This window comes from Formosa sp. S-31 (genome assembly GCF_051172795.1).
In the GTDB taxonomy this organism is placed as follows: Bacteria; Bacteroidota; Bacteroidia; order Flavobacteriales; family Flavobacteriaceae; genus Formosa.
This window is the reverse complement of the sequence record NZ_JAENDK010000003.1, coordinates 252,280-267,767: the sequence shown is the minus strand read 5'-3', so window position 1 is coordinate 267,767 and position 15,488 is coordinate 252,280. Positions and strand designations below refer to the sequence as shown.

Here is a 15,488-nt window from a genome sequence, read left to right as displayed (position 1 = left end):
AAAAGAGAAGCTAATGCTTCTCTTTTTTTATTTGTTGTGATTACGTTTTTTATATTCTTCGAACATTTTACGCCTAAAGTCATCTTCCGCTTTCTTTAATAAAATGATTTTTTTAGCGGGTAATATGTTTTGTAAATCCTTAATGTATTGTGTAAATAAATGGTGTCTCTGTTCGTTATTTTTTAGCATTTCGCTTAGCAGTTTTTGAGCCTGCGTTTCTGACATTTTTTCCAAATCTGCAGTTCGGCGTTGTTCACGCATAATGTGTCGCAAATCATCGTTTTTCTTGTCAAAGGCATTATAAACCGGCCAGAATTTTTCAGCTTCCGCTTTTGTTAAGCTTAATTGTTCTGTAATATAGGCCGTTTTAAGGGTTTTAATTTTTTCTTCTTTATCCTGAGCCCAACCGCTAAGCGAGCATAATACTGTAATAAGGATGAGGTATATTGTTTTCATAATTAATTATTGTCTAAAAAATCTTCTAATTCAATAGTACTTTCCAAATAGGTTTCAATAGAGTTATCACTAATGGATTCCTGTAATATTTCTGATTCAAAAGCATTTGAATTTATTATTAAAGCTGCCATTTCTGAGGTGTTGATATCTTGATTTAAGATATAAGTTTCTATAGTTTCATTATTTAAACTTGAAAAGGTAAACGGTTTGTTATTGAATAAGGTTAAACTAATAAGCAAGGCTATGGTAGCAGCAATACTTGATATGTATAACCAGGATTTCGATTTTAATGTAATGACCTTTGTTGACTTTTCTGTTTTGAGTTTGCTAAGAACAGTGTCTTCCAAGGTGTCAAAATAAGCATGAGGAACAGTAAACCCATGCGATGATATTCTAGATTTTAATTTAGACTGATGAAAAATGTTTTCTTCTAAATTACTAAAATATCCTTCGGGAGTTTTAAATCCTGATGCTTTGTTTTTATGTAAATCGTTTAACTTCATTTGTGTTTTAGACTTTCTAAACTGTTAAAGGTTTAATCGTTAGATAAATACTCTTCAATTTTTTTTACCGCCAGATGGTAGGAGGCTTTCAGAGCTCCTTCGCTGGTGTCTAATATATCAGACATGTCTTTGTACTTAATATCCTGAAAATAGCGCATATTAAAAACCAATTGTTGCTTTTGGGGTAACCTGGCAATGGCCTTTTGTAATTTTAATTGTATGTCGCTACCTTCAAAATAAATATCGCTTGTTAAATTATTTATAGCCAGTTCCTGTACTTCTTCATTCGATATTTGTAGCCGTTTTGCTTTCTTATTTAAAAATGTAATTGCTTCGTTGGTGGCTATGCGGTACATCCAGGAAAAAATTTTACTGTCTCCTTTAAATGTATTTATATTTTTATAGACTTTTAGAAATGTATTTTGTAGTACATCGTCTGTGTCCTCGTGAGATTTTACAATGCTTCTAATATGCCAGTATAACCGCTCTTTGTGTAAACTGATGAGTTCTCGAAAAGCAGATTCTTTAGTTACACCAGATTGTAACTGCTTTAAAAGTTGAGGTTCATCAATCATGTAAACAATTTAATTGTTAGACTGTAAAAGGTAGGAAAAGTTTAATTGCGATTTAAAATTTTTTTTATAATAATGCTAAAAGCGTTAAGATGAAAGGTTGTTTTTTATCGATTAAACGCTTGTTTTATTGTGGGTTAGGATTTTTTAGTATATGTTTAAGGTATGTAACCTACTAAAATTCACAATGTCCCCATAATGAATTCCATGAAAAAGGCTAAACAGTATTATGTTTAGCTTTTTTTATGTAGAGGTCTTTCTATGGTTTTATTCAAAACTTTGCATGGCTACTAGCTTTTTATAAGCACCATCTTTTTGTAAGAGTTCCTCATGTGTACCTTGTTCTACAATTTCGCCTTTTTGCATTACAACAATACTGTCAGCATTCTGAATCGTTGATAATCTGTGCGCGATAACTATAGATGTTCGGTTTTTCATCATGTTTTCCAAAGCACTTTGTACCAATCGTTCGCTTTCTGTATCCAGAGCAGAGGTGGCTTCGTCTAAAATCATGATAGGTGGATTTTTAAGTACGGCTCGAGCAATACTTAATCGTTGTTTTTGTCCTCCCGATAATTTGTTTCCTGAATCCCCGATATTGGTGTCAATACCCTTGGGGAGGTCTTTAACAAATTCCCAGGCATTAGCTATTTTTAGGGCTTCAATAATGTCTTTATCACTGGCGTCTTCTTTACCTAAAAGGATATTTTGTTTTATGGTGTCATTAAATAGTATGGAGTCCTGAGTAACAAGTCCCATAAGGCGGCGAAGCGATTGCTTTGTTAAATTACGGATGTCTTCACCATCGATAGAAATTTGTCCGTCTGTTACATCGTAAAATCGCGTAACTAAATTAGCGATTGTACTTTTACCACTACCGGATTGTCCTACCAAAGCCACACTTTTTCCTTTAGGTACGGTTAATGAAAATTGTTTTAAAACAAGATCGTCTTCGTATTTAAACGATACATTTTCCAAAGAAATTGCAGTGTTAAAATCAGTTTTGGTTATCGCGTCAGGTTTGTCTTTTAAAGGTGATTCTGTATTGAGAATTTCCAAAACCCGTTCGGCAGCAGCATTTCCTTTTTTTACTCCGTAACTCGCTTTACTTATAGCTTTGGCCGGAGTAAGAATATTATAAGCCAGTCCCATGTAAACTATGAATAAACCTGCTTCTAAAGAGTTTTCATTTAACACCATTTGACCTCCATACCATAATAAAATGGAAATAACAGTAATCCCTAAGAATTCACTTGTTGGCGACGCTAAATTCTGTCTGTTTAACAAGGTGTTGGAGTAGTTATAATATCTGGTAGTGGAAGCTCTGAATTTATTGCTGAAAATAGGTTCGGATGTAAATCCTTTAATAACTTTTAAACTACCAAGAGTTTCTTCGACTACAGATAAAAAGTAGCCTTGTTCTCGTTGAACGCGATCAGATTTTTTCTTTAGAGATTTTCCTATAAGAGAAATGATAAACCCACTCAGCGGGATAAAAATGAAAACAAAAATCGTAAGTTTTACACTAATTAAGAACATGGCAATTATTGTAAACACAATCATTAATGGTTCTCTTACAATAAGTTCTAATATCGATAAAAAAGAGGTTTGTATTTCCTGAACATCGCTGGAAATTCTTGCAATACTGTCTCCTTTTCGTTTTTCAGAGAAAAAAGAAAGCGGAAGTTCCAGATATTTGTCGTACAAGGTATCTCTTATATCTTTAAGAACGCCATTTCTTAAAAAGGTAATAAAATACATGGCCAGATAGTTAAAGAAGTTTTTTAATAAAAACATACTTACAACCAAAATAACCATAAAAATAAGGACATCGTCGTGTCCCTGACTTGCCTTTTGAGTTACAAAATAATTTAAATAATCTTCGGCGTAATCTTTTATACCAGCCAATCCGTTCCAAACCGGCTTTGTATTAATCTGTTTTGTTTTATCGAACAAAACATTTAGCATAGGGAATAAAGATACCATTGCTAAAGTGCCGAAAAGTGCGTAAAAAATATTACATATAATATTTAGAATCGCATAACCTTTGTAAGGTTTTGCGAATCTAAATACTTGTTTAAAATAGTTCATTAACTAAGTTTCATGTCTTTAATAATAGATTCTATTTTAGTTTCCAGAATCTGTTGTGCTGCGTCAAAATTTCCGGTAGAATCTAAAGTTGTATTTACACTAATGTAAAATTTAATTTTAGGCTCTGTACCACTCGGTCTCAATGCAACTTGTGTGCCATCTTCGGTGTAATAAATAATTACATTCGATTTTGGAATATCTATTGTTGTCTCTGTACCTTCAACCAGATTTTTGGCAACAGAAGATTGGTAATCTTCAACTTTAATTACTTTAGAGCCTCCAATTTCGGTCATCGGGTTTTCGCGGGCGTCAACCATCATCTGGTTTATCTCCTGAGCGCCTTCTATACCTTTTTTAGTTAAAGAAATTAAACGTTCTTTATATAAGCCGTGGGCTACATACAGGTTTAATAATTCCTGGTAAAATGAACTACCATTGGCTTTGGCTTGAGCAGCTATTTCGCAAGCTAAAAGGGTAGAGGTTACGGCGTCTTTATCGCGAACAAAATCACCAACCATGAAACCAAAACTTTCTTCTCCTCCTCCAACAAAGTCTTGTTCAGGGAAGTCTTTTATCATTTTAGCAATCCATTTAAAGCCGGTAAGTCCAATTTTGTAGTCTACATTATAAGCTTTAGCCAGCTGGTGCATCATAGGTGTTGAAACTATGGTAGATGCAATAAATTCATTGCCTTTTAGTTTGTCTTTAGCTTTCCATTGTTTTAATAGAAAATCGGTCATTAATAACATGGTTTGATTTCCGTTAAGTAAAATCATGTTATTATCTAAATCGCGCACAGCGATTCCTAAACGGTCACTGTCAGGGTCCGTACCAATTACGATGTCTGCCTGAGTGTCTTCAGCAAGATCTAAAGCCATTTTTAGAGCTTCCGGTTCTTCCGGGTTAGGCGATTTTACAGTCGGGAAATCACCATTAGGTGTTTCCTGTTCTTTTACTATATGAACATGTTTGTATCCGGCACGCTTTAAAGTTTCCGGAATGGTTGTAATTGAGGTACCGTGTAATGGTGTAAATACTATTTTTAAACCGTCCCTGGCTTCATCTGTTGTAAAAGATCCGGTTTTTACAGAGGCGTTTACAAAGGCATCGTCGACTTCTTTTCCAATAAGATGGATTAAATCATCGTTTTCTTCAAATTTAATTTCAGAATAGTCTAAAGCGTCAATTTCTTTTATGATTTCTCCGTCTTGAGGCGGAACTAATTGACCACCGTCCTGCCAGTATACTTTGTATCCGTTGTATTCCGGTGGGTTATGAGACGCTGTTAAAACAATACCACAATGACACTCTAAATGTTTTAAGGCAAAAGATAATTCTGGTGTAGGGCGTAAGTCTTCAAAAAGATATACTTCTATATTATTAGCAGAAAATACATTGGCTACCACTTTTGCTAAGCTTTTACTATTGTGTCGGCAATCGTAAGCTATTGCAACTTTAATGGTTTCGTTAGGGAAACTTTTATGAAGGTAATTGCTTAAGCCCTGCGTGTTTTTACCTAAGGTGTATTTATTGATTCTGTTGGTTCCTATGCCCATTACACCGCGCATTCCTCCGGTCCCAAACTCAAGGTCTTTATAAAAACTCTCTTTTAATTCGGTAGGATTACTGGCTATTAAATCTTTAATATGTGTTTTTGTGTCTTCGTCGAACGTTTCTGTTAACCAGGTGTTTACACGTTCTAATAGTTGTGGTTCAATGTTAATCATATCTTAGTGTTAATATCGTGAACAAAAATAAGGAATTCGTATAAAGTTAAGGATTAATCCCACGTTAAATTCCTGTGTGTTAATTTAAATTGAGTGTGCTTTTTACAGCGTATCTGTTTCGATCTGGTTTCGATCTTAAAATCAATTCCCCTAAAAATCCGGCAACAAAAAATTGCGTTCCAATGATCATAGTTGCGAGGGCAATAAAAAATTCGGGACGTTCTGTAATTAAGCGACCTTTAGGGTTGATGAATAATTTATCGATACCAAGATACGTGGCGAATCCAAAGCCGATAGCCAGCATTAAAAAACCTAAAGCGCCAAAGAGGTGCATAGGTCTTTTGCCAAATCTGGATAAAAACCAAATGGTAATTAAATCAAGAAAACCATGAATAAAACGGTCCATCCCAAACTTGGTAATACCATATTTTCTGGCCTGGTGTTGGACAACTTTCTCTCCAATATTACTAAAACCGGCATTTTTAGCCAGAACCGGAATGTAGCGGTGCATTTCGCCGTTTACATCGATATGTTTTATAACTTCATTTTTGTAAGCTTTTAGCCCGCAGTTAAAGTCATTCAGTTTTACTCCCGAAGTTTTTCTCGCCGCCCAGTTAAACAGTTTAGACGGTAGGTTTTTAGAAATTACCGAATCGTACCGTTTCTTCTTCCAGCCCGAAACCATATCAAATTGGTCGTTTACAATCATGTTATACAGTTCTGGAATTTCTTCCGGATTGTCTTGTAAATCGGCATCCATGGTTATAACAACATCGCCTTCGGCCTGAGCAAAACCAGCGTGTAAGGCCTGAGATTTTCCAAAGTTTTTTATAAAACGTATACCTTTTACCTCGGGATGTTTTTCGGAAAGTTTAGAAATCAGTTTCCAGGAATTATCAGTGCTACCATCATCTATAAAAATGATTTCATAAGAAAAACGATTGGAATGCATAACACCGGCAATCCAATCGTAAAGTTCATTTAATGATTCGTGTTCGTTGAGTAGTGGTATGACTACTGATATATTCATCTATGGAATTTAAATTTTAAAACGTCAAAAATACTATAATTAATTAGCTTCCGGGTCGTTTTTTTTCAATATGAATGCAATTATAAGGCCTATTACAGCATAAAACACTAGTTGCATGGCTAAAGATTTAGCTTGATTTAAGAGATCAAATTGATTTTGATTTCGAATATCGGCTATAGCTTTATCTATAGCTTCCTGAGGCGTACCAAAATTTTCCATCATTTTGGTGGTTTTTATAATAACCTGCTCCTGTAAAAAATCGGCAGCATCAGGGTCTATATAATTAAAAAGAATAATGCTTACCACAGAACTAATTAAAACGCCTATTACAACGGTTTTAAAGTAAGCCGTAAAAGCTTCTTTGAAACTGATAAAGCCTTGTGATAATTTTTTTGTTTTAACGATGGAGATAATTCCAAAAATTAAAATAACGATAAATAGCCCTATACCAACTCCCATGCTGGTTAACCATTCTAAATTAATGACATAAGCCAGAATTGTAACAGAAGACAATAATAAAGCCAAATAAATACCGTAGGTAACAGCAATTGATTTTGAAGAATTTTCCATAATTTGTGATTAGTTTTTAAGTTTAGTACTGTTAGTAAACAAATATAGGAAAAGGTTACAAAAATAAGTTGGAATAAAAATCAAAAAAAAATTGCGTGATAATAAAAAATGCGTAAATTTGCAGTCTCAAAATTTGATAAGATTAAAACGCATTAGTGATGAAAAAAGATATACATCCAGAAAATTATAGAGTAGTAGCATTTAAAGACATGTCTAACGACGATGTATTTTTAACAAAATCTACTGCTAATACAAATGAAACTTTAGAAGTTGATGGTGTTGAGTATCCTTTAATTAAAATGGAGATTTCAAGAACATCACACCCGTTTTACACAGGTAAATCTAAATTAATCGATACTGCAGGTCGTATTGATAAATTCAAAAACAAATACGCTAAATTCAAGAAGTAATTTAGTTACAATATATTTTATCAAAGCCTTTCATCTAATGAAAGGCTTTTTTATTTTTACTCAAAATTTCAATCATGAACTACATTCTTTTTGATGGCCCTTCTCGTAATAGTTTGTTGCCATTTACGTATACAAGACCTGTTGCAGATCTTAGAATTGGTATACTAACCATTCGCGAAAAATGGGAAAATTATTTGGGATATACCACGACGACCATAACGGAAGATTATTTAGCAGAGAAATACCCTATGGTGGAAATGGATGAGAATGTAATGATTAATGCTTCATTTTTACCGAATTACGAATTAGTAGAACTGGTTAAAGGTCTTGAAGCCAATCAGGCAATTTTTAAGGATGATGAGGTGATTGCTTTTTTTGCTACGGAGAATCAGGATGATATTAATTTTGAGGACTATGAGGCTATTGAATTTGATGATGATGTAATAAAAATAGAACACACCTGGGATATTTTTTCAAAAAATGGAGAAGCTATTCAGGAAGATTTCGATCTGTTAACTAAAGGAAGAACGTCCCAACCTATTCCTTCAACAGTAAATACTATTGCTGCCGATAATATTTTTATTGAAGAAGGCGCTGAATTGCATTTTGTGAATTTAAATGCTTCGAATGGCCCAATTTATATAGGAAAGGACTCGCTAATAATGGAAGGTACTTCTATTCGAGGCCCTTTAGCGCTGTGCGATAATGCTATTGTTAAAATGGGAGCAAAAATTTATGGCCCGACTACAATAGGTCCGTTTTGTAAAGTAGGGGGTGAGGTGAACAATGCTGTTATGTTTGCAAACTCCAATAAAGGACATGAGGGCTATCTTGGGAATTCTGTGTTAGGAGAATGGTGTAATCTGGGAGCAGATACTAATAATTCTAACCTTAAAAATAATTATGCAGAAGTAAGACTTTGGAGTTACGAAACCGAAAGCTTTGCTAAAACAGGCTTACAGTTTTGTGGATTAATGATGGGAGACCACAGTAAATGCGGAATAAACACCATGTTTAATACGGGGACAGTCGTAGGGGTAAGTGCTAATATTTTTGGCTCTGGCTATCCAAGAAATTTTGTACCTAGTTTTAGCTGGGGTGGAAGTAGTGGTTTTACAACTTACTTGCCAAAAAAAGTTTTTGAGGTGGCCGAAGTTGTAATGAAAAGACGTCAAATAGAGCTTACTGATACAGATAAGGCTATTCTGGAGCATGTCTTTGAAGAAACAAAAAAGTACAGACGCGATTAAGTTATCTTAATTTCTTAACCTGTTTTAATTCTAATAAGTTGATGGGGTTTATGCCAAGATTAGAAACGTTTTTTCTGGTAAACCTCACAACTTCATCATAAAAAAGTGGAACAACCGGCGTTTTAGAAATAACCAGAGAATCCATTTTACGATATAGTTGAGCTCTTACTTCAGGGTTGCTTTCTGTAAAAGATTGCTCATACCAGGAATCAAATTGCTCATTTTTAAAATGAGAATAATTAGGACCGTTTGGCGCAAAATTTTTGCTGTAAAACAATGAAAGATAATTTTGAGCATCGGGATAATCTGCTACCCAACTTGCCCGAAACAAATCCAGTTTACCATTGGCTTTGGCGTCTTTTAGAGCCGAGGGCGGAATAACATTTATGTTCACCAGTAACCCTGTTTTTTGAAGTTCACGTTGAATATACTCACAAAAACTTAAATAGTTGCTGGTTGTGGTTATGGTTATTTCAGGAGATTGGTTTCCACTTTCCTGTTTATATTGCTGGATTAAGGCTTTTGCTTTCTCTGGGTTATAATTGAAGCCGATACTTGCGTTATAGCCCGGTAATCCTTTGGGAATAAATCCGCCATGAGCAGGAATGCCTATACCGTTGCGCAAATATATCATCATTTTTTTTCGGTCGAAACCATAATTTATAGCTTGTCGTAATATTTCAGATTGTATTACCTGTTGCTCAGAATCCATAAAAAAAGATAGGTATTCTGTGTTTAAATAGGGGCCACGGATTATGTTTACTTCATTGGTATACTGTGATCTTAATTCTCCGTTTGCTGTTAAAATTTCGTCTTTGTACGAGGCATCCAAACCAGAAACAAAATCGATATTACCTTGAGCAAATTGTAAAAATTCACTTTGTTTGTCGGGTAGAAATGTAATGGCCACCGCTTCAAGATATGGTAAAGTTGTACCATCTTTGTCTTTTTCAAAATACATCTTGTTTTTTCTAAAGACTAATTTTATGTTTTCTTCCCAGCGTTTAAAATAAAAGGGACCTGTTCCAATAGGATGAGATCTAAAGTCGGTCCCGTAGTTTTCCACAATTTCCTTTGGTACTACCGAGCAGTATTTCATGGTGAGTAAGCCTAAAAAGGCGGGGAAAGGCTGCTTTAATGTTATAGAAAATACGCTATCGTTAACAGCTTTAAATGTTTCGACTTTATTTAAAACCCAACGGCCGGGAGAACCTAATTTTTTGTCTAAAAGCCGGTTTAAACTAAATTCAAAGTCATGTGCCAATACTGTTCTGGTACTGTCTTTTCCGAAAAGTTTGTGTTTGTGGAACCAAACATCATTCCGTAATGTAAAATCATAAGTCAAACCATCATCCGAAATTTTCCAGGATTTAGCAATACATGGCTGCACCTGCATACTATCGTTCATTTGTACTAAACCGTTAAAAAGTTGGTTTGTAGCCCAGATATCTGAAATGTCTTTAGAAAAAGCAGGGTCTAAAGAACCAATATTTTTGTGTTCGTTATAGCGGAAAACCAAATGATCTTTTTGCTTTGCCTGGTTAGAATTACAGGAGTGTAATAAAACAAAACCGATACAAAGGGAGAGAATTCGATACATGGATTTATAAAGGGCATTTAAATAACTCATATGGTAATTCGGGATATATTTGGCTTATACACTTTCAAAAATAAGGGTATTATGTTGTTTTACATGGTGTATTTTTTAATTTCTTCTCTTTTATAACGGGTAGAATATTTAATAGCTTAGGTATTAGGATGCTTTTAACGAATAACACGTTGGTTTTTTGTAAATTTGCAGCGTTTTTAGAATATCAACTATGAATCGACAAAAAGTAGCATTTTATACCCTGGGTTGTAAGTTAAATTTTTCCGAAACTTCTACAATAGCAAGAAGTTTTAAGGATGAGGGATTTGACCGCGTAGATTTTTCTGAACCTGCAGATATTTATGTAATAAATACCTGTTCGGTAACAGACAATGCCGATAAGCGATTTAAAACTATTGTGAAGCAGGCGCAAAAAGTAAATCCGGATGCTTTTGTTGCGGCGGTAGGGTGTTATGCGCAATTAAAGCCACAGGAACTGGCAGATGTCGATGGAGTAGATTTGGTATTAGGAGCTACCGAGAAGTTTAAAATTACAGATTACATCAACGATTTATCTAAAAACGATTTTGGAGAAGTACATTCCTGTGAAATAGAGGAAGCCGATTTTTATGTAGGTAGCTATTCTATTGGTGATCGTACCAGAGCTTTTTTAAAAGTACAGGATGGCTGCGATTATAAATGTACCTATTGCACCATTCCGTTGGCACGAGGTATTTCCAGAAGCGATACTTTGGAAAATGTGCTTAAAAATGCCAAGGAAATCTCTGAACAAAATATTAAAGAGATTGTTCTTACCGGAGTTAATATTGGCGATTATGGTAAAGGAGAGTTTGGAAATAAGAAGCATGAGCATACTTTTTTCGAATTGGTTCAGGCTTTGGATCAGGTAGATGGTATAGAGCGTTTAAGAATCTCTTCAATAGAGCCGAATTTACTTAAAAACGAAACGATAGATTTTGTGTCTCAAAGTAGGACTTTTGTACCTCATTTTCATATACCCTTACAAAGTGGTAGTAATACTATTTTAAAAGCTATGAGACGCCGTTATCTAAAGGAATTGTATGTAGACAGGGTAACTCGAATTAAAGAAGTTATGCCTCACGCTTGTATTGGAGTTGATGTGATTGTAGGATTTCCGGGTGAGACAGATGAATTGTTTCTAGAGACCTACCAATTTTTGGCAGATCTGGATATTTCGTATTTACATGTGTTTACATATTCTGAGAGAGATAATACTCTGGCTGCTAATATGGACGGTGAAATCCCTAAAAATGTAAGATCTAAGCGGAGCAAAATGCTTCGAGGGCTTTCAGCTAAGAAGCGTCGTGCATTTTATGAAAGTCAGCTTGGCTCAAGAAGAACTGTATTGTTTGAAGGTGAGAACAAAGAAGGGTATATTCACGGATTTACAGAAAATTATGTGAAAGTAAAAGCGCCATGGAATCCGGAATTGGTAAATACTTTACACGAGGTAGACTTAACAGGGATAGATGAAGATGGTTTAGTACGTTTTGAGGTTATATCTGTAGAAGCAGAATAGGATTTTACATTAATTACATAAACATAAAAAAAGCTGATTCGATTTAAGAATCAGCTTTTTTTGTGTTAAACTGTAGTAGATGGTTATCTTGTATAGGTTTCTGTAATTACGCCGTCCAGAGTTATGTTGTATTCTATTACCAACGTATCTTCTGTTAATTCGGTAATTTTAATATACATGGTTTCCATATCCTTGTAGGCACCTTGCCAGTCTATAGTTAAAACACCTTCGTTGATTTCGTAGGTTGCCTCTCTGATTATATCCTCACCATTATCTCCATATCCGATATAGGTGAATTCAGCAAGGTTTTCAGCATTAAAATTAATTACATAATTTTCAGGAGATCCAAAGTCTACGCCATTGTATGTACTGGCAACACCATGCCATTCTCCAACTAAGGTAGGTTCTTCTTTTACTGTTTCTTCAGTCGTGCTATCATCATCACTAGAACAGGAGGTAATGAAAAGCATCGATAAAACAAATAAGCAGGTTAGTTTCAAGGTTTTCATAATATTTAAGTTTTAAATTGTTCATTTGGGTTGAAGTAAATATAGAAAACAAATCTAAATAATCGTTAAAAAGTTTAATTTTTTCGATGAAATGCATTTATTGGAAAGTTTGATACTCAGTTTAATACTCAGTTTAATACAGTGTTTTTTACGTGTACTAAAAAGAGAAATACTACGGAAAGAATAGAAGAATTTGAGATTTTATATGAATATAGAAGGAAAAAAAGCAGGAAATAAAAGGAAGGTGAAGTTAATAATTGGCAAAAAAAAACCGCTGATAGTCAGCGGCTGTATATTTATATTCTAACTCCAATAGGGAGCAGACTCTTATATTGCCTGTTTTTTCGAATAAATTTAGCTACGTCCGGACTGGTTGGAACTACACTTAAGTTGCGTTCTTCAATAATTTCGAATACTGCACTTAAAAATTCTTCCTTAAATTCACTGGAAGTTATGGTTTCCGGAATTATGAGCTTAGTTAAAAATATCTTTCGTTCTTGTAAAGAGTATTCAATTATTGCTAATTCATCATTAACTTTGTACTCGAATTGACGTAAAAAATCGTTGTCTATTACTTCTGCGGTTTCAATCATGATTATCTTTATTAACGAATGAGGAAGTGAAAATAGGGTTAACTATTTCATATTATTATATGTTATAAATTTACGAAAATTTTCAAAAAAAATGAAACGTTTTAACAATTTAATGGCTTATGAATCAGGAAATCATTCATGTCTATTTTATGCCGGGAATGGCAGCAAATCCAAGTATTTTCGAATATATTAAATTACCGGAAAGGCGGTTTAAAATACACTGGTTAGAATGGCGAATTCCAAAGGCTGATGATACGCTGGAAAGTTATGCCAAAACCATGTGTCTTGAAATAAAAGAAAAGCAGGTAGTGTTGGTCGGCGTATCTTTTGGAGGTATACTGGTTCAGGAAATGAGCAAATATATAGACGTTAGAAAAGTTATAATTATATCCAGTGTTAAAACCAGAAATGAACTGCCCAGACGCATGAAGCTGGCTAAAGCAACCAAAGCCTATAAGTTAGTGCCTACTCAGTTATTAGGGGATATAGAATTGCTTGCTAAATATGCCTTTGGAGAAACCGCTACAAAACGTGTCGATCTTTATAAGAAATATTTGTCTGTTAACGATAAGTGGTATCTCGATTGGGCTATAGAGCAGATTATCTGCTGGACACAGGAGGAGCCTTTGCCTAATACCATTCATATACATGGCGATAAAGATGCTGTTTTTCCACATCAGTATGTAAAAGATTGTATTACAATTAAAGGCGGTACGCACGTCATGATAATTAATAAATTTAAGTGGTTTAATGAAAACCTCCCTAAATTAATTTTAGATGAAAATATGGCTTAAAATTTGATGCACATTTAGTACATTTAACCAAAAACTTATTAAATATGAAGCGCATCCAAAAGGGACTAGTGTTTGTGGGATTATTAAGTTTATCGGCATTATTTATTAATGCAGTGCAAAACCCTCAAACCAATGAGAATTTCGAGAAACAATTAATAAACGATTATAATGTTTATGCTTTGCAAATACCGGAGCATTTAGAGTTTGCTGGCGAGGCATTACCATTAAACGATCCGGATATTCATGAACGTATGGATCGGGAATTACTGGTAAATACCTATTGGCAGTCTAATGGTTTGTTATTGTTTAAAAGAGCGCATAAATATTTCCCTGTTATCGAACCAATTTTGAAAAAACACGGAATTCCGGATGATTTTAAATATCTGGCTGTTATAGAAAGTGGTTTAACAAATGCTGTGTCTCCTGCCGGTGCAAGAGGTGTTTGGCAAATTATGAGTGCTACAGGCAAAGAATACGGGTTAGAGGTTAATGATAATGTGGATGAAAGATACCATCTAGAAAAAGCCACAGAAGCGGCTTGTGAGTATTTTAAAAAGTCTAAAGAAGAATTTGGTTCTTGGACCTTAACAGCAGCGGCCTATAATGCAGGTAATGCAGGGGTTAAAAAACAGCTGGAGCGTCAAAAAGTGAGCGATTATTACGATTTACTTTTAGGTGAGGAAACCGGAAGATATGTGTTTAGAATTGTGGCTTTAAAAGAGATTTTAAACAATCCGTTAAAATATGGATTTAATTTTAGAGATAAGGATTTATACAAAAATATACCTACTTACAGTGTAAAGGTCGATACAGCAGTGACCGATTTTGCTGATTTCGCCAAAGGTTTTGGTATCAATTATAAGGTACTAAAGATTCACAATCCATGGTTGCGTGAGTCGTTTCTGAATAATAAATCCAGAAAATTATACGAAATTGAAATTCCTAAAGATGGATACTACAATTAGTAGTGTTTTAAATAAAATAAAAAAAAAGGCCGGTAAGAGAATTACCGGCCTTTTTTATGATATAGTGCTGTATTAAAAAATATCGTTTAACACTTTAGCTAATCGAATACCTCCTTTTTGCAATTGTGTTCTTACCGTTTTAAAGTGGTCGTAAGAATAACGATAACCCAGATTATCTTCGTTTTTAACGTCTTTATATAAACTCATGGCCAGCGTATGCGATTCGTTTACCCAATCGACAACCGAGCCAGATTCAATACTCTTAATCTGTTCTTTAGATAAAGCATCCGCATTAAGAGCCAGTTCTGTATAAGCCATATCGAACGAATTAATCATATCACTGTCCCAAACCCGGTGTAAATTTGTGTTTTTCCCCATCCATTTTACCTTTATATCATTTCCGCCTTTATCATCCGCTAAACCTGCATGCATCGGCTGGTGTATGTCACCTATTAAATGGATTAGTAGTTTCAGATAAAATGCTTTGTCGGCATCGGTAGCGGTTTTGTCTTGAATTACAGCAATACAATGGTTAATTCCTGTTACAATATCGCCTTCCGGATTTTTTGTGGAGGCTTCGTAAGTCTGGTCTGCTTCCATGTTTACATAATGCCATGCGTAAAACTCAGCATAACGTTTATCCGCTTTTATTTCATCGGCATAGGTTGATACAAAGGCCAGAGTATGATTTTTAAGTAGTTTTTTAATGGCGCGTTTTGTGCTTCCTTTAAGGTAGCTGTCTGCTATTTTTCCAACAACACGATGTCCGGTAGGGCCCCATTCTGGTGATGGTTTTACATTGGCTTGTATCGAAAATGTCATTAAAAAAACAAGTATAAGAATGGCTGTAGATTTTAACTTCATTGGTT

At 34.6% G+C, this 15,488-nt stretch carries 16 protein-coding genes; 5 read left to right on the top strand and 11 right to left on the bottom strand.

Translation table 11 applies throughout. From position 1 onward, the window contains the following. Positions 1–27: 27 nt before the first annotated feature. The 7 genes from I3217_RS05620 to I3217_RS05590 form a co-directional block, all read right to left on the bottom strand. Positions 28–456 carry a sensor of ECF-type sigma factor gene (locus tag I3217_RS05620; RefSeq protein WP_435048769.1) on the bottom strand — a complete coding sequence of 143 codons (429 nt, stop codon included), beginning with the start codon at positions 454–456 and terminating at the stop codon, positions 28–30. A 2-nt stretch (positions 457–458) separates the two neighbouring features. Further along, a complete protein-coding gene (locus I3217_RS05615; RefSeq protein ID WP_435048768.1) occupies positions 459–959 on the bottom strand; it encodes a hypothetical protein in 501 nt (166 codons plus the stop codon). A 32-nt stretch (positions 960–991) separates the two neighbouring features. Beyond that, on the bottom strand, positions 992–1,534 hold the full coding sequence (locus I3217_RS05610; protein WP_435048767.1) for an RNA polymerase sigma factor: 543 nt from the start codon (positions 1,532–1,534) through the stop codon (positions 992–994). 264 nt (positions 1,535–1,798) lie between these two features. Next, the gene (locus tag I3217_RS05605; RefSeq protein WP_435048766.1) at positions 1,799–3,622 is read right to left on the bottom strand and encodes an ABC transporter ATP-binding protein; all 1,824 of its coding nucleotides are present in this window, start codon (positions 3,620–3,622) and stop codon (positions 1,799–1,801) included. Beyond that, positions 3,622–5,349, bottom strand: a complete 1,728-nt coding sequence (locus tag I3217_RS05600; protein WP_435048765.1) for a phospho-sugar mutase — start codon at positions 5,347–5,349, stop codon at positions 3,622–3,624. The genes I3217_RS05605 and I3217_RS05600 overlap by 1 nt, the downstream gene beginning before the upstream one ends. 79 nt (positions 5,350–5,428) lie before the next feature. Continuing rightward, entirely contained in the window at positions 5,429–6,379 is a 951-nt protein-coding gene (locus I3217_RS05595) for a glycosyltransferase family 2 protein (protein ID WP_435048764.1), read from the bottom strand. Between the two features lie 39 nt (positions 6,380–6,418). Continuing rightward, positions 6,419–6,949: a DUF4199 domain-containing protein gene (locus tag I3217_RS05590; RefSeq protein WP_435048763.1), complete on the bottom strand. Its 531-nt coding sequence runs from the start codon at positions 6,947–6,949 to the stop codon at positions 6,419–6,421. A gap of 158 nt (positions 6,950–7,107) precedes the next feature. On the opposite strand from I3217_RS05590, the gene I3217_RS05585 reads away from it, so the two are divergent. Together I3217_RS05585 and I3217_RS05580 are read left to right on the top strand one after the other, a co-directional pair. Then, on the top strand, positions 7,108–7,359 hold the full coding sequence (locus I3217_RS05585; RefSeq protein WP_435048762.1) for a type B 50S ribosomal protein L31: 252 nt from the start codon (positions 7,108–7,110) through the stop codon (positions 7,357–7,359). A 74-nt stretch (positions 7,360–7,433) separates the two neighbouring features. Continuing rightward, positions 7,434–8,609: a GlmU family protein gene (locus tag I3217_RS05580; RefSeq protein ID WP_435048761.1), complete on the top strand. Its 1,176-nt coding sequence runs from the start codon at positions 7,434–7,436 to the stop codon at positions 8,607–8,609. A 1-nt stretch (position 8,610) separates the two neighbouring features. On the opposite strand, the gene I3217_RS05575 is transcribed toward I3217_RS05580, so the two are convergent. Next, the gene (locus I3217_RS05575; protein WP_435048760.1) at positions 8,611–10,209 is read right to left on the bottom strand and encodes an ABC transporter substrate-binding protein; all 1,599 of its coding nucleotides are present in this window, start codon (positions 10,207–10,209) and stop codon (positions 8,611–8,613) included. Positions 10,210–10,429: 220 nt separating this feature from the next. On the opposite strand from I3217_RS05575, the gene mtaB reads away from it, so the two are divergent. Beyond that, complete coding sequence (gene mtaB, locus I3217_RS05570) at positions 10,430–11,758, top strand: tRNA (N(6)-L-threonylcarbamoyladenosine(37)-C(2))-methylthiotransferase MtaB (protein ID WP_435048759.1); 1,329 nt, start codon at positions 10,430–10,432, stop codon at positions 11,756–11,758. A gap of 83 nt (positions 11,759–11,841) precedes the next feature. Here mtaB and I3217_RS05565 read toward each other — a convergent pair whose 3' ends face one another. Next, positions 11,842–12,267, bottom strand: coding sequence for a lipocalin family protein (locus tag I3217_RS05565; RefSeq protein WP_435048758.1), 426 nt, complete (start codon positions 12,265–12,267; stop codon positions 11,842–11,844). Positions 12,268–12,563: 296 nt separating this feature from the next. Beyond that, the gene (locus I3217_RS05560; protein ID WP_435048757.1) at positions 12,564–12,860 is read right to left on the bottom strand and encodes an N-acetyltransferase; all 297 of its coding nucleotides are present in this window, start codon (positions 12,858–12,860) and stop codon (positions 12,564–12,566) included. Between the two features lie 119 nt (positions 12,861–12,979). Between I3217_RS05560 and I3217_RS05555 the strand changes: the two genes are divergently transcribed. Both I3217_RS05555 and I3217_RS05550 read left to right on the top strand, forming a co-directional pair. Continuing rightward, positions 12,980–13,654 carry an alpha/beta hydrolase gene (locus I3217_RS05555; protein WP_435048756.1) on the top strand — a complete coding sequence of 225 codons (675 nt, stop codon included), beginning with the start codon at positions 12,980–12,982 and terminating at the stop codon, positions 13,652–13,654. A gap of 44 nt (positions 13,655–13,698) precedes the next feature. Continuing rightward, positions 13,699–14,619, top strand: a complete 921-nt coding sequence (locus I3217_RS05550) for a lytic transglycosylase domain-containing protein (protein WP_435048755.1) — start codon at positions 13,699–13,701, stop codon at positions 14,617–14,619. Between the two features lie 72 nt (positions 14,620–14,691). On the opposite strand, the gene I3217_RS05545 is transcribed toward I3217_RS05550, so the two are convergent. Further along, entirely contained in the window at positions 14,692–15,483 is a 792-nt protein-coding gene (locus I3217_RS05545) for a S1/P1 nuclease (RefSeq protein ID WP_435048754.1), read from the bottom strand. Positions 15,484–15,488 lie beyond the last annotated feature (5 nt).